The following is a 20,952-nucleotide window of genomic DNA, read 5'->3' on the forward strand; positions in this document are numbered from 1 at the left end:
CGTTCCGAGCCCGGTCGGCGGTTCCGCTGCTGTGCGACATCGTCGGCTCCGCCGTGGATCGCTGCGGGGTGGGCGTGCCCCGCTCGGGGTTCGGCACGGACGGGGACGTCGCGGGAGCGACCGGTCCGGCACCGAACGGCAGGACGGCCGCCGCCGCGATGCCCGTACCCCCGACCGCCAGGCAGGCGGCGACCGCGTAGGCGACCGTCCGACGGCGCCGGACCCGGTCGCCGCGCGCCATGATCAGGGCGACGGGGGCGGGGGGCCGCCGCGGTCTGCCCGGCGGCGGCGGCGTTCTTGAGGGCATTCGTCAGCGCGTCCTCCGGCCCGTCCGAACTCTGGGGACGGTGCGGGTCGCCGGGGTTGTGGAGCTCAGGCACCGGGAGCCTCCTCGGCGTGCGAATCCTGCGCATCGTGCGAACGATGCGACGCGATGGGGTCTTGGGGAGCGGTCTCCTCCGACCGCTCCGTCAGGCGGTCGGCCAGCGCCGCCCGCCCCCGGTGCAGATGCGTCTTCACGGTGCCGCTGGAGACGCCGGTCTCGGCCGCGATCTGGTCAACGGACAGATCGCAGACGTAGTGCAGGACCACCGTGCGCCGCTGGCGCGGCGACAGTTCGCGCAGCGCCGACACCAGCGCCACCGGCTCGGGGCCCGGCCCTTCGACGGTCGGCGCGCCGCCGTGCCGCTGCCAGGCGTCGTCGGAGCGCCGCCGTCCGCGCCAGCGGCTCACCGCGAGCCGCCAGGCGACCGTACGGATCCACGCCTCCGGCGCGCCGTCGCCGTCCAGCTGCCGCCGCCGGCTCCAACCGCGTACGAAGGCCTCCTGCACGACGTCCTGCGCCTCGTGGAGGTCGCCGAGCATCACATAGAGCTGACCCGTGAGGCGTCCCACCGCATGCGCGTAGAACTCCTCGAACTCCTCGACGGTCAACACTCACTCCAGATTCTCCGCGGACTCACCAGGCATACGCCTGGGACCCCGCGTCCGGTTGACAGGGGAAGCCGAGAACTTTCGCGGAGTTCCGGGACGGCCTGTCGGACGTGGAGAACTGCCGATGGTGTCAGCGCTTGCGTGTACCGAACAACGAGCGGCTGATCTCGCGGCCGAGCTGGGTGCCCACCGAACGCGCCAGCGACGTGAACACACCGCTGTCGATCACCTGCCCCACGACGCTCCCGGCAGCCTTCTCCGACGGTTCACGTTTCTCCGACGGTCCACGCTCCCCCGACGGCTCACGCTTCCCCGACGGTTCAGCGGGCGGGGCCATGGCGACGGCGTCGGCGGCCGCGTTCAGCTTCTCGAAGGCCGATTCGCGGTCGACGGCCTGCGCGTAGCGGGCGTAGAGCGGCGACGACCTGACGGCCGTGTCCATCGCGGGCGCGTCGATGGGCCCCATCAGGGACTGCGGGGCCCGCAGCCGCGTGGCGGCGACCGGGGTCGGCGCGCCCTTCTCGCTGAGGACGGTGACGACGGCCTCGCCCGTGCCCAGCGCGGTCAGCAGTTCGCCGAGGTCGTAGGCCGAGTTGGGGAACGTCGAGACGGTCGCCTTGAGGGACTTGGCGTCCTCGGGGGTGAAGGCCCGCAACGCGTGCTGGACGCGGTTGCCGAGTTGGGCGAGGACGTCGGAGGGCACGTCCTTCGGCGTCTGCGTGACGAAGAAGATGCCGACGCCCTTGGAGCGGATCAGCCGCACCGTCTGGGTGATGGCGTCGAGGAAGGCCTTCGACGCGCCGTTGAAGAGCAGATGGGCCTCGTCGAAGAAGAAGACCAGCTTGGGGCGGTCGATGTCGCCGACCTCCGGGAGGTCCTGGAAGAGGTCGGCGAGCAGCCACATCAGGAAGGTGGAGAAGAGCTGCGGCCGGTCCTGGACGGTCGGCAGTTCCAGCACCGACACCATCCCGCGCCCGTCCGGCGCCGTCCGCAGCAGTTCGGCGGTGTCGAACTCGGGCTCGCCGAAGAACGGCTCGGCGCCCTGCGCCTCGAACGCCGTCAGGGTCCGCATGAGGACCCCGGCGGTGGCGGACGAGATGCCGCCGATGTTCTTCAGCTCGCCCTTGCCGGTGTCCGAGGTGAGGAAGGCGATGACGGCCCGCAGGTCCTTGAGGTCGACCAGCTCCAGGCCCTTGGTGTCGGCGTAGTGGAAGATCAGGCCGAGCGACTGCTCCTGCGTCTGGTTGAGCCCGAGCACCTTCGACATGAGGATCGGTCCGAAGCCGGTGACCGTCGCCCGCAGCGGGATGCCGGCGCCGACGCCACCGAGCGCGTAGAACTCGGCGGGGAAGCCGGACGCCGCCCAGCTCTGGCCGACCTCGGCGGTGCGTTGGGCGACCCTGTCGTTCGGCCGGCCGGGTGCGGAGATCCCGGAGACATCGCCCTTGACGTCGGCGAGGAAGACCGGCACCCCGTTGGCGGACAGCTGTTCGGCGATGAGTTGCAGCGTCTTGGTCTTGCCGGTGCCGGTGGCGCCCGCGACGAGGCCGTGCCGGTTGAGCATGCCGAGCGGGATACGGATCTGCGCGTCGGCGTGGCAGGTGCCGTCCCACAGCAGCGCGCCGAGGTCGAGCGCCGGGCCGGTGAAGGAGTAGCCGGCCAGGATCGCGGCGGCGGGGGCCGGCAGACTCGCCGGCACGGCCGGAGGACGGGGCGCGTCGGCGGACCCACCGGCGGACTCCGCGGGCGACGCGCCGACCGGAGAATTCGCGGGAGGATCGTCCGGAAGTGCCGCCTGCGCTTGCGGATCGGTCATGACAGGCTCCCGCTAGGTCCGGCTATCGACGTAAATACCACCTTTGCACTCCTCCGCCACTGCTGCGCCCGCAGGGGCTTGCCCGGTAGGCTTTCCGTGTGATCTTCAAGCGCATCGGAAACGGGCGGCCGTACCCCGACCACGGCCGGGTCAGCACGCGGGAGTGGGCGGATGTCGCTCCGCGTCCGGTACGCCTCGACCAACTGGTCACCACCAAGGGCCAGCTCGACCTGGAAACCCTGCTCGCCGAGGACTCGACGTTCTACGGCGACCTCTTCGCGCACGTCGTGAAGTGGCGCGGTGACCTGTATCTCGAGGACGGCCTGCACCGGGCGGTCAGAGCGGCGCTCCAGCAGCGCCAGGTCCTGCACGCCCGCGTCCTGGAGATGGACTGACGCGGGCACGGACCGACGCGGGCCGCTCGACGCGGTCCCCCCACTACCCACCGTGCGCGGGACATCGCGCGGAGGCAGCTGTTCGGGGGTCGGAGTTCGCCCTTTCGGGTTCGGCGCTCCGCCATTCGTTGATCATTTAGTACGCTCCGGCGATGAGCGCACTACGCTGCGCCCATGAGCATGCTCACCCCTTCCGGCATGGGCGGGAAGTACCGGATCACCGGAAACCAGTACCCGCGACTGGGTCGGCCGCGACGACGCGGCCGCATCGTCCTGGCCGTCGTCTCCTCGGTGGTGGTACTCGGCCTCATCGGCTGGGGGACGCTGCAACTCGTCGACGTCTTCACCGGCGGCAAGGGCAAGGGCCCCGCCCAGGCCCACGCCGCCCCGGTCAGTTGCAAGCCGACGGCCGCCGCCACGCCGAAGCCGACCGGCAAACCCGCCCCGCTGCCCTCGCCGCCCACGATCGGCCTCACCGTCTTCAACGCGACGCCGAAGGCCGGCCTGGCCAAGGCCACGGCCGACGAAATGGCCAAACGCGGCTTCCACGTCCTCAAGTTCAGCAACGCCCCGTTCGAGTACGACAAGAAGGTCGCCGTTTCGGCGCTCGTCGTGGCCGGCCCCCGCCGGTGAGCGGGGGGCACGGGTCGTCAGCACGCAGGTGGCCGGCTCCACCGTGAAGATCGACCCGAAGCGGGCCGGCCCGGCCGTGGACCTGGTGATCGGGACGGCCTACACGAAGCTGGCCGACCCGAAGGACGCCGCGAAGGCACTGACCGCCGCGGCCACCCCGACCCCGGCACCCTCGCCCAGCTGCTGAACCGTCCCGCTAACGACGAAGGAGCCCCGGACCACCCACTGAGTGGTCCGGGGCTCCTTCGCGCTGGTGCGGGCCGCCTGCGGCTAGTGCTCTAGCCGGCGGTCCCGTAGAGCCGGTCCCCGGCGTCGCCCAGGCCCGGGACGATGTAGCTGTTCTCGTTGAGCCCCTCGTCGACCGAGGCGGTCACGACGGTGACCGGCTTGCCCGCCAGCTCCCGCTCCATGACCTCGATGCCCTCGGGCGCCGCGAGCAGCACGATCGCGGTGACGTCGTCCGCGCCGCGCTCGATGAGCAGGTTGATGGCGGCGACGAGGGTGCCGCCGGTCGCCAGCATCGGGTCGACGACGTACACCTGGCGGCCGGAGAGGTCCTGCGGCATCCGGGTGGCGTAGGTCTTCGCCTCCAGGGTCTCCTCGTCACGGATCATGCCGAGGAAGCCGACCTCGGCGGTCGGCAGCAGCCGCACCATGCCGTCCAGCATGCCCAGACCGGCCCGCAGGATCGGGACGACGAGCGGGCGCGGGTACGAGAGCCGGACGCCGGTGGTCGGGGCGACCGGGGTCCGGATGTCGACCTGCTCGGTACGCACGTCACGGGTCGCCTCGTAGGCGAGCAGAGTGACGAGTTCATCGGCCAGCCGACGGAAGGTCGGCGAGTCGGTGCGCTCGTCGCGCAGGGTGGTGAGCTTGTGCGCGACCAGTGGGTGGTCGACTACGTGGATCCGCATGCACCCGACATTAACCGAGTCCCGGGGGTCCCCGCCGCCGCTCCCTCCCGCGCCCCCTCCTTCCACCGATCACGCATCAAACCGGCCGGTCGAGGGAAACTGTGCACATACGCCCGGAGCGCCCCCGGGTGACCCGACCCCCACGGGTGGTGCACATGCCGGAGCCGAGCCAGAACCGCGACAAGCCGGGAGGACCCGGTCAGCCGAAAGCGCAGCACGCCGCTCAGGACCCTGCTCAGAACGCCGATCAGGACAAGCCGGCCGGCCGCGCGAAGCTGGACAAGAAGAGCAAACGCAAGACCCAGGAGGAGCGCGACGCGGAGCGCCGCAGACGCCGGGTGATGTTCCTGCGCGAACTCAACGAGGCCAAGGAGCTGCGCGAGCGCGTACAACCGCGCAGGGCGCGCGCGGCGCGGATGCGGCAGGCCATGCGAATGCGCACCTTCCGCTGGTAGCCGCTCCGCCCTCCCCGAACGCCCCGGAACCGCTGCGGGAGCGGGCTCGAGGACGCCTCGAGAGGGTGGCCGACGGGGGGCTCCGCGGGCGGACGTGACGAAGACCTGGCACGTCGGACTGCGGAAGACCCTTCGCAAAGCCCAGGTTTCTGCCACGATGCCGAGTGGGTGGGGTACTCCCCGCCCGGTCCGGACGGCCTGAGACCTGTGGGAGAGTCCCGGTGTACTTCGCCGCACTGCTCGCGCGCAACGAGAACGGTTGGCAAGCGAGCGAACCTGATCTCGACGATGTGGAAACCCTCGGCGACCTGAGCGACCTGGCCCGTGCGGCCATCGCCGAGGAGGAAACGGTTCTGGTCTTCATCGAGCAGGAGGACGCCTGGTTCGGCGTCATCCGCGTCGATGGGGAGGAGGACCCCAGGATCTATGTGTCCGATGCCGCCGCGGCATCCCGCAGTTCGTACGGGGAGATCCTGCTCACCGACGAACTGCTCGGCCGGGACCCCGAGGACCCCCTCGCCCTGGTCGACCTCGACGGCACCGAGGACGGCGACGACGACGGTGAGGAGGACGCGGTCCCCGGCCCGGCCGAGGATCATGTGCCGACCGGTCCGCTCGGCGAGGCCGGTCTGCTCTCCGATCTCGGCATGAGCGAGAAGGCGCTGCTGGACCTCAGCGGCGACGGCGCGCTCACCGGGGAGGCGCTCGGCGAGATCGCCGAGGCGATCGGCTGTGCCGACGTTCTGGAGGCGGTCCGCTGAGCACGCCCCCACCCCCGCCCGGTCCCCCGCGCGACCCGCTGCGCGACCCGTGGACCGGGCCGATGCGCCATGCCCTGGAAGAGGCCGGGCTCGCCCCGCGCACCGGCGACGTGCCGGTGGGCGCGGTCGTGCTCGCCCCGGACGGCGAGGTCATCGGCCGGGGCCGCAACGAACGCGAGGCGACCGGCGACCCGACCGCCCACGCCGAGGTCCTGGCGATCCGCGACGCGGCCGAAGCCGTCGGGGAATGGCGGCTGGCCGGCTGCACCCTCGTCGTCACGCTGGAGCCGTGCACCATGTGCGCGGGCGCGATCGTCCTCTCCCGTCTCGACCGTGTCGTGTACGGCGCGGTGGACGCGAAGGGCGGCGCCGTGGGCTCCCTGTGGGACGTCGTCCGCGACCGCCGCCTCAACCACCGCCCCGAAGTCATCGAGGGAGTACTCGCCGAGGAGTGCGCCTCCCTCCTCACCCGCTTCTTCCGCTCAGGCGATTTCGGAGCACGGCCCCCGGTGGGCTAAGCTCTCTCTCGGTAGCGTGTCCGAGTGGCCTAAGGAGCACGCCTCGAAAGCGTGTGTGGGGGCAACTTCACCGTGGGTTCAAATCCCACCGCTACCGCTCTTGAGCAGTACACACGAAAGCCCCGCCTCGTGAGAGGTGGGGCTTTCGTCGTTCGGCGGGGCTTGTGGGCATGGTCCGGGGGCGGGTGGGCGGGCCGATCTTGGGGACCTTCTTCCTAAAGCGCCGGTTGGGCCGCTGGCAGGCCGCTCATTGGGCCGTTCGATGGATAGACTCCACCGATCGCACGCTCGGGGCAGCCGGTTGGGGGCTGCCCACTGCTGCCGGGGAGGGCAAGGGGCATGGCGCAGGCGAAAAAGGTCACTATGTACATTCTCGTGGTCTTTGTGCTGTACACGATCATCACGCAGCCGGCGCGCGCCGCCGATCTTGTGCAGGTAGGGTTCGAGGGCATTTCGAACGCCGCGAGGGGTATCGGAGAGTTCATGCACGAGCTGGTCAACTGACCGGCACGGCGCCGGTGAGGAGTTCCGCGTGATCCGCCATCTGGTTCTGTTCAAGCTCAATGACGGGGTCGGCCGGGACGAGTCCCGCGTCGTCGCCGGCGCCCGGGCGTTCGAGGAGCTGGGCGGGCTGATCCCCGAGCTGACCTCGTGGGAGTGCGGCTGGAACGTCACCGATCGGCCGATCGCGTATGACTTCGCGATCAACTCGTCGGTCGCGGACGCCGCCGACCTGAAGACGTATCTGGAGCACCCCGCACACCAGGCGGCGGCGGGCCAGTGGCGTGAATTCGCGACCTGGGTGATCGCCGACTACCCCTTCTGACGGTGCGGGCCCGCCGGCCCGTCCGGTAGCCGCTCAGCCCGTCCCGGCCGGTCCCTCCGCCGGTCACACGGCGTGTCGCTCAGCCCCCCGCCTACCGGGCGGGGGGCTTTGGCGTGTCCCGTCAAGGTCAACTCACCGCTCAACACGGCGTTATCGGGTGCTTGCGTACAGTGCACATGAATTGTGATGCTATGACCGCTTTTGCCGGATGAGTGGACCGATGAGGGGTGGTGTGTCCGTGTCGGCCCGAGCGGCGTCAACAACTTTCGCCCGCAGCAGGACGAGTACGCCGAATGCCAACGCTCTGGAGGCGCGGGCGCTGACGACCGTACTGTTCGAGGAGATCTCCGGACTCGAACCCGGGACGCCCGAACACGCACGCGTGCGGGCCGCGCTGATCGAGGTCAACCTGCCCCTCGTCCGCTACGCGGCGGCTCGCTTCCGGAGCCGGAACGAGCCCATGGAGGACGTCGTCCAGGTCGGCACCATCGGGCTGATCAACGCCATCGACCGGTTCGATCCGGAGCGGGGTGTGCAGTTCCCGACCTTCGCCATGCCCACGGTGGTGGGGGAGATCAAACGTTACTTCAGGGACAACGTGCGGACCGTCCACGTGCCCCGCCGACTCCATGAGCTGTGGGTCCAGGTGAGCGGGGCGATCGAGGACCTGACGGTGCTGCACGGGCGCACGCCGACCACCGGGGAGATCGCCGAGCGGCTGAAGCTGGCCGAGGAGGAGGTGCTGGCCTGCCTGGAGGCGGGGCGGGCGTACCACGCGACCTCCCTGGAGGCCGCTCAGGAGGGCGACGGGGCTCCGGGGCTGCTGGACCGGCTCGGGTACGAGGATCCGGCGCTGGTCGGGGTCGAGCACCGCGATCTCGTCAGGCATCTGCTCGTACAGCTGCCCGAACGGGAGCGGCGGATCCTGATGCTGCGCTACTTCGGCAATCTGACGCAGTCCCAGATCAGTGCCGAGTTGGGCGTCTCGCAGATGCACGTGTCCCGGTTGCTCTCCCGCAGCTTCGCCCGGCTGAGGTCCGCAAACCAGCTCGAAGCGTAACCCTTGAGGAGGAACCGTCCTGCAGAAATATGTCGACTTGGCGCTACAGCGTGTTGCCGACATGTGACATTCTGCAGGAACCGCGTTTGTCGCGACCCGGCCTCCGGTATTCAGGTGGAGGAACAAACCGTCGTTCGCGACACCCGTCCGCGACCTCAAGGGGGTGGCATGTCCGTTCAGGTGGGCAGTCCTCAGGTGCGCCGTACCAGCGCGCCAATCGATGCACGCACCGGCGAAGCCATCGACACCCGCACGCTGTCCCGTTCGCTGTTCCTGCGCCTCGCGGAACTGGCACAGGACAGTCCGGAAAGAACCTATGTGCGTGACACGCTCATCGAGCTGAATCTGCCACTTGTCCGGTATGCGGCGGCTCGCTTCCGCAGCCGCAACGAGCCGATGGAAGACATCGTCCAAGTGGGCACGATCGGCCTGATCAAGGCCATCGACCGCTTCGACTGCAACCGCGGCGTGGAGTTCCCGACCTTCGCGATGCCCACCATCGTCGGCGAGGTGAAGCGGTTCTTCCGCGACACGTCGTGGTCGGTGCGGGTGCCGCGGCGGCTGCAGGAGCTGCGGCTGGCGCTCACCAAGGCGAGCGACGAGCTGGCGCAGAAGCTGGACCGGTCGCCGACGGTGGCCGAACTGGCGGTCTGCCTGGGCGTGTCCGAGGAGGACGTCGTCGACGGCCTCGCGGTCGGCAACGCCTACACGGCCAGCTCGCTGGACTCGCCGCCGCCCGAGGACGACGGCGGTGAGGGCACCCTCGCGGACCGCCTCGGCTACGAGGACACCGCGCTGGAGGGCGTGGAGTACCGCGAGTCGCTCAAGCCGCTGCTGGCCCAACTCCCGCCGCGCGAGCGCCAGATCATCATGCTGCGGTTCTTCGCGAACATGACGCAGTCGCAGATCGGCGAGGAGGTCGGCATCTCCCAGATGCACGTCTCCCGGCTGCTCACCCGCACACTGGCGCAGCTCCGGGACGGCCTGACAGCCGAATAGACCGGTCCGCCACCCTGCTGACGTTCCGTCAGTAGACTGGCGCGATGGTCGCGATGGTACGGATGTCCGGCCGCCGGGGCGCGGCACTCGCCGTCCCGGCGGTTGGCGCGGTCCTGCTGCTGGCGATGACGACGGCCGGCTGCGGAGCGGCGGGCGACGACGGGTACGTGGCGGTCGGCGGGGTCGGTCCCTCGCAGGGCGGCGCGACGGGGGACGTACCGCCGGTCGGACCGGTCGTGATGGTGCCGCTGGACGGCCCCGCACCGCCGGGTCCCGGCAGACCGTCCGCGTCGGGCGAACCGTCCGCGCCCGGAACGGCTCAAGGATCGCCCGGATCGGTTCCAGGATCGACAAGGACCCCGGGCACCGCGCACGGTGGCTCCGCCTCGGCCGGGAACGGCTCCCCGGGGACATCGGCGCCGGGAGACAGCGGTTCGACGGCGCCCGCGCCGCCCGGAACGACGCCCGGAACCACACCGCCGCACACGTCCCCACCGGGCACGACCCCGCCGGCGACGCCCGCACGGCTGACCGTGAGCACGCCGAAGCGCGCTCCGGCCGCGGACCGGTGGTGCGAGAAGGTGACGGTCACCTTCACCAATTCCGGCGGCAGAGCGGCGACTTCCGGCAACGTCACGTTCGGCACCCACATCATCGGCGGCCTCGGCATCGACTGGGCGACGATCGAGACCACGAAACCGGTGCCGGTGCCCCTGGCGGGCGGCGCCTCCAAGGCGCAGACCTGGGAGGTCTGCGTGGACGCCTGGCGCGTTCCGCTGGGCATGCACGTCGAGACCCGGGACGTCACCCTCACGTGAGCGACGTGCCCCGGGCCGTTGCCGTCGGGCGGTGCGTCAGCGCATCGCGAGCGCGACGACTCCGGCGATCACCAGGACGGCGACGACGATGCCGATGATCAGGCCCACGCGCTTGCCGGACCCGGTCTGGGCCTGCTGCTGCTGCAGTTGCTGCGGCTCCTCGACGAAGGCGCGGAACATCTGGGTGTCGCCGGCGGGGTCGTAGTTGTTCTCAGGGTTCGACATGCTGCCCGACCTTAGCGAACAAGCGGAATCACGGGCACCCCCGGGTACGTCTCCAGCCACTCCTCCGGCCGTACGCCCCGGGCACATTCAGGGCTATTCGGCCGGCGCAGGAATACCACCCGCCGCCGCCCGGTTGACGATGCCCATGGCACGCATCGGAACATCTGATCTGGACGTCTTCCCGCTCGCCCTCGGCGGCAACGTGTTCGGCTGGACGGCCGACGAGGCGCAGAGCTTCGCCGTGCTGGACGCGTACGCGGCGGCGGGCGGCAACTTCGTCGACACCGCCGACGGGTACTCGGCGTGGGCTCCGGGCAACTCCGGCGGTGAGTCGGAGACCCTCATCGGGAAGTGGCTGGCCTCACGCGGCAACCGTGACGCGATCGTGGTGGCCACCAAGGTGAGCAGCCACCCGCAGTTCAAGGGATTGCGGGCCGCGAACATCCGGGCCGCCGCCGAGGCCTCGCTGCGCCGGCTCGGCACCGATCACATCGACCTCTACTACACGCACTTCGACGACCCGCAGGTCCCGGTCGAGGAGATCCTCGGCGCTCTGGACGCGCTGGTGCGCGAGGGCAAGGTGCGGCACATCGCCGCGTCGAACATCTCCCCGGAGCGGCTGTCGGCCTCGCTGGCCGCCTCCGAGCGGGAGGGGCTGCCCTCGTACGTCGCCCTGCAGCAGCTCTACAACCTGGTGGAACGCACGGAGTACGAAGGCGCGATGGCCGAGGTCGTCGCCTCGCACGGCCTGTCGTCGGTCCCCTACTACGCACTGGCCTCGGGGTTCCTGACCGGCAAGTACCGTGCCGGCGTCACGGTGGACAGCCCGCGGGCGGGCGGCGCGGGGAAGTACCTGGCGACCGAGCGGGGGCAGCGGGTGCTGGCGGCGCTGGACGAGGTCGCGCAGGCGCACGACGCCGAGGTCCCGACCGTGGCGCTGGCCTGGCTGGCGGCGCAGCCGACGGTGGCGGCGCCGATCGCCAGCGCGCGCACGGTGGAGCAGCTGCCGGCGCTGCTGGCGGTGGCGGACCTGAAGCTGACGGCGGAAGAGCTGGACCAGTTGACGGCCGCATCGGCCTGACCTGCAGCCGGCGTAACGCCTGACCTGCGGGCCGGTGCAACAAAGGCACCTCCCACCCTGAGAACCGCCCGTCCCGCTTTACCGGCGACGGGCGGTTCTTTTGGGTTTTCTTGACCCGATTCAGTCGTGATTCATTTGCCTGTAGCAACCAACCACTTTACAGTTGCTTAGGGCAACCAATAAGGCCAGCGAGAGGATCGGCGGGACCGTGGCGACGAAGGAGCACTGCGTGGAGCTCGCGCGCCAGCTGCGCGTCGTCGTCGGCGTCGGCAGGGAAGTGGGCCGGGCACTACCGCCCGAGACCCCGCCCGCGATCGTCGGGGCGCTCATGGCTCTCGGCCGGTACGGCGAGATGCGAATGAGCAAGCTCGCCGAATATCTCGATATCGACATATCGGTCACCAGTCGACATGTCGCTCATCTCGCCGAGCGCGGCTGGATCGTCCGCACGGCCGACGCCCTGGACAAACGATCCCGGCTGCTGCGCCTGAGCACGCACGGGGAAAAGGTGCTGGCCGCCTCTTCCGACCGTGCCGCCGAGGTGCTGGTGGCCCACCTGAGCGATTGGTCCGACGACGACGTCGACCAACTGTCCGGCCTGCTGGAGCGGCTGCGCCTGAGTTTCGGCGACTGCCGGCCCCAGCACCGTACGAGTGCCGCTGACACGACGAGCGCGGCCGGCGCGACGAGTACGGCCGGCGCGACGAGCGCGGCCGGCCCGGCCGTCCTGGCCGGAGCACCCCACCCACCCCGTACACACGCGAACTGACAAGGACGAAGATGGCTACAACCACACCCACCGGTGTGCGGGAGGCGGAAGCCCACGGCGGGCACGCGGCCCCCATGTCGCACCGGCAGATCATGGAGGCGCTGTCCGGGCTGCTGCTCGGCCTGTTCGTGGCGATCCTCTCCTCCACGATCGTCTCCAACGCCCTGCCCACCATCCTCGCGGACATCGGCGGCGGCCAGAGCGCGTACACCTGGGTGGTCACCGCCGCCCTGCTCGCGGTCACCGCCACCACCCCGCTCTGGGGCAAGATGTCCGACCTGGTCAACAAGAAGCTGCTGATCCAGATAGCCCTGGTCATCTACGTACTGGGTTCGATCATCGCCGGGTTCTCCACCAACCCCGGCATGCTGATCGCCTGCCGCGTGCTCCAGGGCGTCGGCGCCGGCGGTCTGTCGGCCCTCACCCAGGTGATCATGGCCGCGATGATCTCCCCGCGTGAGCGCGGCCGCTACAGCGGCTACCTCGGCGCGGTCTTCGCCGTCGCGACCGTCGGCGGCCCGCTGGTCGGCGGCGTCATCGTCGACACCGACTGGCTCGGCTGGCGCTGGTGCTTCTACGTCGGCGTACCGTTCGCGATCATCGCGCTCATCGTGCTGCAGAAGACGCTGCACCTGCCGGTGGTCAAGCGGAAGGTCAAGATCGACTGGTCCGGGGCGTTCTTCATCTCCGCGGCCGTCAGTCTGCTGATGATCTGGGTCTCGCTCGGCGGCACCAACTACCCGTGGATGTCCTGGCAGACCTACGTGATGGTGCCCGGCGCCGTCCTGCTCGGCCTGATCTTCCTGTTCGTCGAGTCCAAGGCGTCCGAGCCGATCATCCCGCTGCGGCTGTTCCGCAACAAGACGATCACCCTCACGTCGATCGCGTCCCTCTTCGTCGGCGTCGCGATGTTCGCCGGCACCGTCTTCCTCAGCCAGTACTTCCAGCTGGCGCGCGGCAAGACCCCGACCATGTCCGGCGTCATGACCATCCCGCTCATCGCGGGTCTGTTCATCTCCTCCACCGTCTCGGGCCAGGTCATCACCAGGACCGGCCGCTGGAAGGGCTTCCTGGTCGGCGGTGGCGTCTTCCTGACGGCCGGCTCCGCGACGCTGGGCCTGCTGCGCTACGACACCCCGTACTGGCAGGTCGCCGTCTACATGGCGCTCCTGGGGCTCGGCGTCGGCATGATGATGCAGAACCTCGTGCTCGCCGTGCAGAACCAGGTCACGCCCGCCGACCTCGGCGCGGCCAGCTCGCTCGTCACGTTCTTCCGTTCGCTCGGTGGCGCGGTCGGCGTCTCGGCGCTCGGCGCCGTCCTCGGCAGCCGCGTCACGAACCTGGTCTCCGACGGCCTCGCGGCGCTCGGCATCAAGGGCGGCGACGGCGGCGGCATCCCGGACGTCGCCACGCTCCCGGCCCCGGTCAAGGGCGTCGTGGAGAGCGCGTACGGGCGCGGCATCGGTGACGCCTTCCTGTACGCGGCACCGTTCGCGCTCGTCGCCCTCCTCCTGGTGATCTTCGTCAAGGAGGTCGCGCTCAAGACCAACAGCGGCCTGCAGCAGGTCGCGGGCGCGGAAGCGGCCTCCGCCGGCGGCACGGAAAGCACCGGTGGCGCCGAGACGGCCACCCTGCCCGCGACCTCCTTCGCCAAGGAGGTGGCCGCCATGACCCCGGTGGCGGTGCTGGATGACCGGCCAGGCGACGGCGGCACGGCCGTCTTCGGCACCGTCAAGATCACCGACGGTACGGCCATCCACCACGCCAAGGTCACGCTGATCTCGCTCCAGGGACAGCAGCTGGGCAAGTCCGTCACCGGCACCGACGGCCGCTACCTCCTCCAGGCGCCCGGCGCCGGCTCGTACGTCCTGATCGCGGCGGCCGACGGCCACCAGCCGCAGGCGTCGACGGTGCTCGTCGGCGACACCGCACTCGCCTTCGACGTGGTGCTCAGCGGCGCCGGCGGACTCGCCGGCACCGTGCTGGGCGCGATCGACGGCCTGCCGGTCGTCGAGGCGATGGTCGTCGTGACGGACGTGCGCGGCGAGGTGCTGGGCACCGGCAAGACCGGCGACAGCGGCTCGTTCGCCTTCGGTGAGCTGCCCGCGGGCGACTTCACCGTCGCGGTGAACGCCCCCGGCTTCCGGCCCGCCGCGCTGCCGGTCGAGGTCGCCGGCGCCGGCGCCACCCGCGTCGAGGTCGTGCTCCAGCCCGGCGCACAGGTGCGCGGCGTCGTGCGGGCGGGCGCCGACCGGCGACCGCTGCCGGACGCCAAGGTCGTCCTGGTCGACGCGGCGGGGAACGTGGCCGGCACCACGACCACCGGTGCGGACGGCGCGTACGCCTTCACGGACCTCGACTCGGGCGAGTACTCGCTCGTCGCGAGCGGCTACCCGCCGCTGGCCACCGCGTTGAGCCTGCAGGGGCGCGGCGCCGAGGAGTTCGACGTCGAGCTCAACCACCCCGAGGGGTAACGGGAACGGCCCCGGACTCCGGCGAATACCGGACTCCGGGGGACAGGCTTCCGGACGCTCGGCCCGCGCTCCTGCGGAGAGGCGCGGGCCGGTCCGGAGGAATCGGGATCCGAGCGACGGCCGGAGCAGGGGACGGCCGAGGCCGTCGCCGGGTCCCCTCGCCGGGCGTGCTCCGTCCAACGGGGCCGCCCGGCGGTCAACGGCACCACGGCCGGGCCCACGGGCGACCGGCGGAACTCCACGGAAGGCGAACCTCGATGAGCAGCCACGGCCTGCGGGCCCGCGTACGCACCAGGGACGGCTGGGCCGTCTCCCACGCGGTGCTGACCGTCACCGATATGATGGGCAGTCAAATCGACCGCCAGGAGGCCGACTCCGACGGCGTCGTCCGTACCGGACCACTGCCCGCCGGCGCCTACACCGCCATCGTGACCGCGATCGGCTACCTGCCGACGGCCTCGACCGCGATCGTCACCGCGTCGGGTTCCGCCGACGCCGGCACCGTGACGCTCTCCCGCGCGGGCGGCGTGGAACTGCCGCCGCCCGGCACCTGGACCATCGACCCCGCGCACTCCTCCGTCACCGCGACCGCCCAGCACCTCGGGATCTCCAGCGTGCAGGGCCGGTTCACGGCGTTCGACGGCCGGATCGAGATCGACGGGCGGACGACCGCGTCATCCGTCGTCGCCATCATCGAGGCCGCGTCGATCGACACCGGCAACGCCCTGCGGGACGCACATCTGCGCTCCCCCGACTTCCTCGACACCGAGGCCCACTCGAAGATCGTGTACCGCAGCACGGGCGGCCTGGAGCCGGCCGGCGAGGAGCGCTGGACCGTGCAGGGCGAACTCACCCTGCACGGGGTGACGCGGCCCGTCGACCTCGACCTCGCGTACCTCGGCACGGGCCCCGACCCGTGGGGCGGTGTGCGCACCGCCTTCCGCGCCACCACCGAGCTGCGCCGCGCCGCCTTCGCGATGAACTACAACCAGGTCGTACAGGCCGGGATCGCCGCCATCGGCACCACGCTGAAGGTCGAACTGGCCATCCAGGCGGTGCGCGGGAGCGAACTGCCCGCCGTGTAGGGGCCCTACGCGAGCCGGGCCGGGAAGCCGCCGGTCGCGATCGGGCTCCAGCGCTCGGGGGTGATGCGGATCAGGGACTTGCCCTGCCGGATCATCGCGGCCCGGTACTCGTCCCAGTCCGGGTGCTCACCCGAGATGTTGCGGAAGTACTCGACGAGCGGCTCGACGGAGTCCGGGGCGTCGATGACCTCGGCCGAGCCGTCGACCTGCACCCACGGGCCGTTCCATTCGTCGGACAGGACGATGACGCTGGTCCGCGGATCCCGGCGGGCGTTGGCAGTCTTGGCCCGCTCCGGGTACGTCGATACGACGATCCGTCCGGAGTCGTCGACACCGCAGGTCAGCGGCGAGCCCTGGGGGCGTCCGTCCGCGCGGATGGTGAGCAGGATCGCGCGGTGGCGTGGGCGGACGAACTCCAGCAGTTCGTCGAGGGACGCCGTGGTGTTGGTGGCAATCGTTTTGGGAGCCATGCCGAAACCCTACGTGGCACACTCCCCGCCGCTCCGGTGCGGCGGCCCGGCGTGCCGGGCGGTCCTCACGTCCGCAGGTGCCGGGCGCGTTCCCTCGGGTCCGCAGGCGGCGGTGGCGTGCCCTCAGGTCCGCAGGTGCCGGTCGCGCATCGTCTCGATGCCCGCGATCACGCAGTCCAGCCCGAAGGCGAAGTCACGCTCGCGCTGCCGCTCGTTCCATCGGCCCTCGACGGCGCCGTAGCCGTAGACGTACTGGAACACGCAGCCGACCGCGCCGGTCATCTGCTCGGGCGCCAGCCCGGAACGGGCCATGGCGCGCATCGACTCGTTCGTGAAGTCCAGCGAGAGCGGGCCGATGTTCAGGTACTCGCCGATCAGGTGCGCCGTCCAGGGATGGCCCACCAGCATGGCGCGGTAGCCGCGGGCGAGTTCGCGTACCTCGTCGCGCCAGTCGGCGTCCGGCTCCTCGGCCGGCAGCACGATCTCACCGTGGACCGCGTCCAGGACGCGCTCCAGCAGGTCGCCCTTGGTGTCGACGTACCAGTAGACGGACATCGCGGTCACCCCCAGCTCGGCGGCTAGCTTGCGCATCGAGAACTTGGCGAGACCGTCGGTGTCGAGCAGCCGGACGGCGGTCGCGACGATCTTGTCGCGGTCCAGACCGGTCGGCTGCTCGCTGCGGCGTCTGACCACCGGACGCTCACGCAGCCACACGCTGGCCCCTTGCGTGGTCGCGCGGCTGTCCTCGGCCATGGCGGGCGTTCCCTTCGGGTGTTCCGGATCGGCGGGCCCGAGAGCTGCCCGCACCCGATGCTATGCCGGTTGTGAACGCCCGGCCCCGCGCGGCGGAAACACCGTGAGGGCGCCCCCGACCAGTGCCGGTGCCGGCCTTCGCCGGCGGCCGGGCGCCGACGCCCGCGAGGATTCCGCACGCCGGTGCTCGGCGCGAGCGGCGCGGTGCGCAGCCCCGCCCGCAACGGCGGGAGGACGCGAGAAGGGCGGCGTTCGCAGGTCAAGTGACCTGCGAACGCCGCCCTTTCGGCCGTCCTGGCCGCGTCGGACAGGCGTCGGACGGGTGTGCGTCAGCTCTTCGCGGGGGCCGTCAGGTCGTAGACGGTGGTGGTGCCGACCGTCTTCGCGGTGAACGTGGAGGTGACCCAGGTGGTGATGGCCGAGGACGTGCCTTGACCGCCCATGCCACCGCCGCCCATGCCACCGGAGGAGATGAAGTAGTGGATCCTCCCCTCGGCCACGTACTGCTGGAACTGCGCGAGCGTCGGCGACGGGTCGCTGCCGTTGAAGCCGCCGATGGCCATGACCGGGTCGCCGGTGGCCAGTTGGTAGCCGGCGGAGTTCTGCGAACCGATGGCCGCCGCGACCCAGGTGTAGTCGGAGGCGTTCTGCTCCAGGAGGGCCTTCATCGCGGAGCTGACGGTGACGCCGCCGAGCAGCCCACCCATCCCGCCGTTCCCGCGCCCACCGGCCGTGCCGCCGTCGCCGCCGGTCGTACCGCCACCGGGGAAGACCTGCGTCCCCTGACCGGGCTGACCCTGTTGGCCGGGCTGCTGACCGGCCCCGCCGTTCTGTCCCGGCTGCCCGCCGTTCCGGCCACCGCCCTGCATGCCCGGGGGCCGCTGGCCGCCGGGCAGGGTCCGGCCGTTCTGGCCCGCCCGCCCCGGCATGCCGTCGGGGCCGCCGCCGCGCATCCCGCCGGGACCGCCCATGCCGCCCTGGACGGCGGGGCCCGCCGTCACGATCGAGCCGCTGTGCCCGGTGTCGACGGTGTTCAGGGTGTACGCGAACGGTGCCGCGAGCGCCGCCGCGATCCCGAAGCCCGCCACGGCGGCCGCGGCCCGCCGGCCCAGCCGTACGGCGAGCAGCAGTCCGGCCGCGGCCACCAGGCCGGCGACCAGCACCGTCCAGCGCAGCCACGGGTGCCAGTCCGACGCCCGGCCCAGCAGGACGTACGCCCAGTAGCCGGTGCCCGCGGCGGTCGCGGCCAGCGCCGTCGCCGCGGCGATGTGGGCGCGCTTCTCCCACAGCAGCGTGGCGCCCATGCCGACGACCGCGGCGATGTAGGGGGCGAGGGCGATGTTGTAGTACTGGTGGAAGATGCCCGACATGAAGCTGAAGATCCCGAAGGTCATCAGCAGCGAGCCGCCCCAGACGAGGAACGCGGCACGCCGGGCGTCGGTGCGCGGGGCCCGCCGGGTCAGCCACAGCCCCGCGAGGAGCAGGGCGAACGCGGCCGGCAGCAACCAGGCGATCTGACCGCCCATGTCGGCGTCGAAGAGCCGTGTGATGCCGGTGGAACCCCACATTCCGCCGCCGCCTCCCGCACCTCCTCCCCCGCCGCCGACGCTGCCCGTCTCGTCACCGGTGATCCGGCCGAAGCCGTTGTAGCCGAAGGTCAGCGACAGGAAACTGTTGTCCTGCGAGCCGCCGATGTACGGGCGGGACGAGGCCGGCCACAGCTCGACGATCGCCACCCACCAGCCGCCGGAGACCAGCAGCGCCAGCCCCGCCAGCGCCAGTTGGCCGATGCGCCGGCGGAACGCCGTCGGTGCGACGACCGCGTAGACGATCGCGAGCGGCGGCAGGATGAGGAACGCCTGCAGCGTCTTGGTCAGGAAGGCGAGACCGAAGGCGACGCCGGCCCAGACCAGCCATGTCGTTCGGGCGCCTTCCAGGGCGCGCAGCACGCAGTAGACGGCGACCGTCATGAGGAGCGCGAGCATCGCGTCCGGGTTGTTGAAGCGGAACATCAGCGCGGCGACCGGGGTGATCGCCAGTGCGGCGCCCGCGATCAGTCCGGCCGCCGGGCCGAAGCGGCGGCGGACGGCGGCGTAGAGCACGCCCACCGTCGCGACGCCCATCAGCGCCTCGGGGACCAGGACCGACCAGGAGTTCAGGCCGAAGATCCGGACCGCGATCTCCATCGGCCAGAGCGACGCCGGGGGCTTGTCGACGGTGATCGAGTTCGCCGCGTCGGACGAGCCGAAGAACATCGCCTTCCAGCTCTCGCTGCCCGCCTGGACGGCGGCGCTGTAGAAGGAGTTGGCGTAGCCGGACGCGCTCAGGTCCCACAGGTACAGCGCGGCGGTGACAGCCAGCAGCGCCAGGAAGGCGGGACGAACCCAGCGGGCGTCCTCGGAACGGCCCCGCCGGACCCGCGCCGCGAAGCCGCGCGGGCCGTCAGGACCGGGTGGCCCGGCCGCCGGCGGTGCGCCGGGCGGCGGCGCGTGCTCGGGCACCGGGGTGCGGGTCACCGGGCCGGGCAGTTCCGCGGGGTGCGGGGGCGGTCCGGCTGCCGGGAGGTCGGCCGGGGTGCTGTACGGCGCGGTCATCGTGTGCTCCTCGGGTCGGAGTCGGAGTCGTAGTCGAATGCGTCGGTGGAGCCGTGAACGGCGGGGTCGGTCCCGTGGTCGCCGGCGACCGGGAACTCGTACACCCGGGCCGGCTCGGGCCCCGCGGCCGCTGCCGCTCCGGACGGGAAGACCCAGGCGCGGAAGAGCAGGAAGCGCAGCACCGTGGCCGCGAGGTTGGCGGCGATGAGGACGGCGAGCTCCGTGCTGTGGGCCGGGCGGGTGTTCGCCGCCTGCAGCGCGGCCAGCGAGCCGCTGGTCAGCGCGAGGCCGATGGCGAAGACGACCAGGCCCTGCGCCTGGTGGCGGACGGCCTGGTCCCGGCCGCGGACGCCGAAGGTCAGCCGGCGGTTGGCGGCGGTGTTGCCGACCGCGGAGACCAGCAGCGCCGCCGCGTTGGCGGGCTGGGAGCCGAGCCCGAGCCGGAAGGCCGAGTACAGCACCAGGTAGACCAGGGTGCTCAGCACGCCGACGACGCAGAACCCGACCAGCTGGCGGGCGAGGCCCGGTGGCACGTCGCCCAGTTCGCGGTCACGCGGGTCGTCGCCGAAGGGCCGGCGCAGGCGGTCGAGCGCGAGGGCGCCGGTGGCGAGCGCCCGGCCCACGCGCCAGACGCCCCTGAGGTCGTCGGCCGCCGTGCGGACGATGTCCACGGTGCTGTCGGGGTCGTCGACCCAGTCGACCGGCACCTCGTGGATCCGCAGCCCGGCGCGTTCCGCGAGCACCAGCATCTCGGTGTCGAAGAACCAGCCGGTGTCCTCCACCATCGGCAGCAGCCGCTCGGCGACGTCCTTGCGGATCGCCTTGAAGCCGCACTGCGCGTCGGAGAAGCGGGCGGCGAGCGAGCCGCGCAGGATCAGGTTGTACGTGCGGGAGATGAACTCGCGCTTGGCGCCGCGCACGACACGCGAGCTGCGGGCCAGCCGGGAGCCGATCGCCAGGTCGGAGTGGCCGGAGATCAGCGGGGCGACCAGCGGCAGCAGCGCGTTCAGGTCGGTCGAGAGATCGACGTCCATGTAGGCGAGCACCGGCGCCTCGGACTCCGTCCAGACGGCCCGCAGGGCCCGCCCGCGCCCCTTCTGGTCGAGCCGGAAGGACGCGACCTCGGGGATCTCCGTCGCGAGGCTCTTCGCGACGGCCTCCGTGAGGTCGGTGCTCGCGTTGTCCGCGATGGTGATCCGGAAGGGGTAGGGGAAGGTGCCTGCCAGGTGCGCGTGCAAGCGTCTGACACAGGGCTCCAGGTCGTTCTCCTCGTTGTAGACGGGGATGACGACGTCGAGCACCGGGTCGCTGTGTGCGACCGGCAGGTGCTGCCGTGACGGCAGAGTGCCGAGGTGGGTTCGCATACCCCGACG

The 20,952-nt window shown here is 71.4% G+C and carries 23 protein-coding genes and 1 tRNA gene; 16 read left to right on the plus strand and 8 right to left on the minus strand.

Annotated features, from left to right (window positions below; all coding sequences use genetic code 11):
- Positions 1–372 precede the first annotated feature (372 nt).
- Positions 373–933, minus strand: coding sequence for a SigE family RNA polymerase sigma factor (locus tag M2266_RS17415; RefSeq protein WP_277439015.1), 561 nt, complete (start codon positions 931–933; stop codon positions 373–375).
- A 130-nt stretch (positions 934–1,063) separates the two neighbouring features.
- Positions 1,064–2,749 (minus strand): helicase HerA-like domain-containing protein, encoded by a 1,686-nt coding sequence (locus tag M2266_RS17420; RefSeq protein ID WP_277439016.1) that lies wholly within the window; start codon positions 2,747–2,749, stop codon positions 1,064–1,066.
- Between the two features lie 98 nt (positions 2,750–2,847).
- Here M2266_RS17420 and M2266_RS17425 point away from each other — a divergent pair, with 98 nt between their 5' ends.
- The 3 genes from M2266_RS17425 (at position 2,848) to M2266_RS32365 (ending at position 3,964) form a co-directional block, all read left to right on the plus strand.
- The gene (locus M2266_RS17425; protein ID WP_188284476.1) at positions 2,848–3,144 is read left to right on the plus strand and encodes a type II toxin-antitoxin system VapB family antitoxin; all 297 of its coding nucleotides are present in this window, start codon (positions 2,848–2,850) and stop codon (positions 3,142–3,144) included.
- Between the two features lie 174 nt (positions 3,145–3,318).
- Positions 3,319–3,777 carry a LytR C-terminal domain-containing protein gene (locus M2266_RS17430; RefSeq protein ID WP_346780898.1) on the plus strand — a complete coding sequence of 153 codons (459 nt, stop codon included), beginning with the start codon at positions 3,319–3,321 and terminating at the stop codon, positions 3,775–3,777.
- A gap of 43 nt (positions 3,778–3,820) precedes the next feature.
- Positions 3,821–3,964, plus strand: coding sequence for a hypothetical protein (locus M2266_RS32365; protein ID WP_346780899.1), 144 nt, complete (start codon positions 3,821–3,823; stop codon positions 3,962–3,964).
- A gap of 91 nt (positions 3,965–4,055) precedes the next feature.
- Here M2266_RS32365 and upp read toward each other — a convergent pair whose 3' ends face one another.
- Positions 4,056–4,691 carry a uracil phosphoribosyltransferase gene (upp, locus tag M2266_RS17435; RefSeq protein ID WP_277439017.1) on the minus strand — a complete coding sequence of 212 codons (636 nt, stop codon included), beginning with the start codon at positions 4,689–4,691 and terminating at the stop codon, positions 4,056–4,058.
- A 275-nt stretch (positions 4,692–4,966) separates the two neighbouring features.
- Between upp and M2266_RS17440 the strand changes: the two genes are divergently transcribed.
- From M2266_RS17440 to M2266_RS17480, 9 genes are all read left to right on the plus strand, one after another.
- Complete coding sequence (locus tag M2266_RS17440; RefSeq protein WP_277441243.1) at positions 4,967–5,146, plus strand: hypothetical protein; 180 nt, start codon at positions 4,967–4,969, stop codon at positions 5,144–5,146.
- Between the two features lie 221 nt (positions 5,147–5,367).
- Entirely contained in the window at positions 5,368–5,907 is a 540-nt protein-coding gene (locus tag M2266_RS17445) for a hypothetical protein (protein WP_277439018.1), read from the plus strand.
- A gap of 62 nt (positions 5,908–5,969) precedes the next feature.
- On the plus strand, positions 5,970–6,425 hold the full coding sequence (gene tadA / locus M2266_RS17450; RefSeq protein WP_346780900.1) for a tRNA adenosine(34) deaminase TadA: 456 nt from the start codon (positions 5,970–5,972) through the stop codon (positions 6,423–6,425).
- A 10-nt stretch (positions 6,426–6,435) separates the two neighbouring features.
- Positions 6,436–6,522: transfer RNA gene (locus tag M2266_RS17455), tRNA-Ser, on the plus strand.
- A gap of 242 nt (positions 6,523–6,764) precedes the next feature.
- Positions 6,765–6,929: a hypothetical protein gene (locus M2266_RS17460; protein ID WP_277439019.1), complete on the plus strand. Its 165-nt coding sequence runs from the start codon at positions 6,765–6,767 to the stop codon at positions 6,927–6,929.
- A gap of 28 nt (positions 6,930–6,957) precedes the next feature.
- Positions 6,958–7,251: a Dabb family protein gene (locus tag M2266_RS17465; protein ID WP_277439020.1), complete on the plus strand. Its 294-nt coding sequence runs from the start codon at positions 6,958–6,960 to the stop codon at positions 7,249–7,251.
- A gap of 304 nt (positions 7,252–7,555) precedes the next feature.
- Positions 7,556–8,311, plus strand: coding sequence for an RNA polymerase sigma factor SigF (locus M2266_RS17470; RefSeq protein WP_277441245.1), 756 nt, complete (start codon positions 7,556–7,558; stop codon positions 8,309–8,311).
- Between the two features lie 168 nt (positions 8,312–8,479).
- A complete protein-coding gene (locus M2266_RS17475) occupies positions 8,480–9,310 on the plus strand; it encodes an RNA polymerase sigma factor SigF (RefSeq protein WP_277439021.1) in 831 nt (276 codons plus the stop codon).
- Between the two features lie 44 nt (positions 9,311–9,354).
- On the plus strand, positions 9,355–10,128 hold the full coding sequence (locus tag M2266_RS17480; RefSeq protein WP_277439022.1) for a hypothetical protein: 774 nt from the start codon (positions 9,355–9,357) through the stop codon (positions 10,126–10,128).
- Between the two features lie 36 nt (positions 10,129–10,164).
- Here the strand turns inward: M2266_RS17480 and M2266_RS17485 are convergent, their stop codons facing one another.
- Positions 10,165–10,353, minus strand: a complete 189-nt coding sequence (locus tag M2266_RS17485; protein ID WP_269274867.1) for a hypothetical protein — start codon at positions 10,351–10,353, stop codon at positions 10,165–10,167.
- A 139-nt stretch (positions 10,354–10,492) separates the two neighbouring features.
- On the opposite strand from M2266_RS17485, the gene M2266_RS17490 reads away from it, so the two are divergent.
- The 4 genes from M2266_RS17490 (at position 10,493) to M2266_RS17505 (ending at position 15,762) form a co-directional block, all read left to right on the plus strand.
- Entirely contained in the window at positions 10,493–11,434 is a 942-nt protein-coding gene (locus M2266_RS17490) for an aldo/keto reductase (protein ID WP_277439023.1), read from the plus strand.
- Positions 11,435–11,663: 229 nt separating this feature from the next.
- Positions 11,664–12,203 carry a MarR family transcriptional regulator gene (locus tag M2266_RS17495; RefSeq protein WP_346780901.1) on the plus strand — a complete coding sequence of 180 codons (540 nt, stop codon included), beginning with the start codon at positions 11,664–11,666 and terminating at the stop codon, positions 12,201–12,203.
- Between the two features lie 11 nt (positions 12,204–12,214).
- Positions 12,215–14,677, plus strand: a complete 2,463-nt coding sequence (locus M2266_RS17500) for an MFS transporter (protein ID WP_277439024.1) — start codon at positions 12,215–12,217, stop codon at positions 14,675–14,677.
- Positions 14,678–14,934: 257 nt separating this feature from the next.
- Positions 14,935–15,762, plus strand: coding sequence for a YceI family protein (locus M2266_RS17505; RefSeq protein WP_277439025.1), 828 nt, complete (start codon positions 14,935–14,937; stop codon positions 15,760–15,762).
- 5 nt (positions 15,763–15,767) lie between these two features.
- Here the strand turns inward: M2266_RS17505 and M2266_RS17510 are convergent, their stop codons facing one another.
- The 4 genes from M2266_RS17510 to M2266_RS17525 form a co-directional block, all read right to left on the minus strand.
- Positions 15,768–16,232, minus strand: a complete 465-nt coding sequence (locus M2266_RS17510) for a PPOX class F420-dependent oxidoreductase (RefSeq protein WP_277439026.1) — start codon at positions 16,230–16,232, stop codon at positions 15,768–15,770.
- A gap of 123 nt (positions 16,233–16,355) precedes the next feature.
- Positions 16,356–16,985, minus strand: coding sequence for a TetR/AcrR family transcriptional regulator C-terminal domain-containing protein (locus tag M2266_RS17515; protein WP_277439027.1), 630 nt, complete (start codon positions 16,983–16,985; stop codon positions 16,356–16,358).
- A 329-nt stretch (positions 16,986–17,314) separates the two neighbouring features.
- Complete coding sequence (locus M2266_RS17520; RefSeq protein WP_277439028.1) at positions 17,315–19,579, minus strand: glycosyltransferase family 39 protein; 2,265 nt, start codon at positions 19,577–19,579, stop codon at positions 17,315–17,317.
- Positions 19,576–20,943, minus strand: a complete 1,368-nt coding sequence (locus tag M2266_RS17525; RefSeq protein WP_277439029.1) for a bifunctional glycosyltransferase family 2/GtrA family protein — start codon at positions 20,941–20,943, stop codon at positions 19,576–19,578. Before M2266_RS17525 ends, M2266_RS17520 begins: the two co-directional genes overlap by 4 nt.
- Positions 20,944–20,952: the final 9 nt, after the last annotated feature.

The organism is Streptomyces sp. SPB162 (genome assembly GCF_029504575.1).
Taxonomy (GTDB): Bacteria; Actinomycetota; Actinomycetes; order Streptomycetales; family Streptomycetaceae; genus Actinacidiphila.

Excerpts from the sequence above, each read along its gene's own strand:
- M2266_RS17510 (WP_277439026.1), bottom strand. The coding sequence starts at position 16,232 with ATGGCTCCCAAAACGATTGCCACCAACACCACGGCGTCCCTCGACGAA.
- M2266_RS17475 (WP_277439021.1), top strand. The coding sequence starts at position 8,480 with ATGTCCGTTCAGGTGGGCAGTCCTCAGGTGCGCCGTACCAGCGCGCCA.
- M2266_RS17420 (WP_277439016.1), bottom strand. The coding sequence starts at position 2,749 with ATGACCGATCCGCAAGCGCAGGCGGCACTTCCGGACGATCCTCCCGCG.
- M2266_RS17430 (WP_346780898.1), top strand. The coding sequence starts at position 3,319 with ATGAGCATGCTCACCCCTTCCGGCATGGGCGGGAAGTACCGGATCACC.
- M2266_RS17505 (WP_277439025.1), top strand. The coding sequence starts at position 14,935 with ATGAGCAGCCACGGCCTGCGGGCCCGCGTACGCACCAGGGACGGCTGG.
- M2266_RS17460 (WP_277439019.1), top strand. The coding sequence starts at position 6,765 with ATGGCGCAGGCGAAAAAGGTCACTATGTACATTCTCGTGGTCTTTGTG.
- tadA (WP_346780900.1), top strand. The coding sequence starts at position 5,970 with ATGCGCCATGCCCTGGAAGAGGCCGGGCTCGCCCCGCGCACCGGCGAC.
- M2266_RS17480 (WP_277439022.1), top strand. The coding sequence starts at position 9,355 with ATGGTCGCGATGGTACGGATGTCCGGCCGCCGGGGCGCGGCACTCGCC.
- M2266_RS17515 (WP_277439027.1), bottom strand. The coding sequence starts at position 16,985 with ATGGCCGAGGACAGCCGCGCGACCACGCAAGGGGCCAGCGTGTGGCTG.
- M2266_RS17485 (WP_269274867.1), bottom strand. The coding sequence starts at position 10,353 with ATGTCGAACCCTGAGAACAACTACGACCCCGCCGGCGACACCCAGATG.
- upp (WP_277439017.1), bottom strand. The coding sequence starts at position 4,691 with ATGCGGATCCACGTAGTCGACCACCCACTGGTCGCGCACAAGCTCACC.
- M2266_RS17500 (WP_277439024.1), top strand. The coding sequence starts at position 12,215 with ATGGCTACAACCACACCCACCGGTGTGCGGGAGGCGGAAGCCCACGGC.
- M2266_RS17490 (WP_277439023.1), top strand. The coding sequence starts at position 10,493 with ATGCCCATGGCACGCATCGGAACATCTGATCTGGACGTCTTCCCGCTC.
- M2266_RS17520 (WP_277439028.1), bottom strand. The coding sequence starts at position 19,579 with ATGACCGCGCCGTACAGCACCCCGGCCGACCTCCCGGCAGCCGGACCG.
- M2266_RS17525 (WP_277439029.1), bottom strand. The coding sequence starts at position 20,943 with ATGCGAACCCACCTCGGCACTCTGCCGTCACGGCAGCACCTGCCGGTC.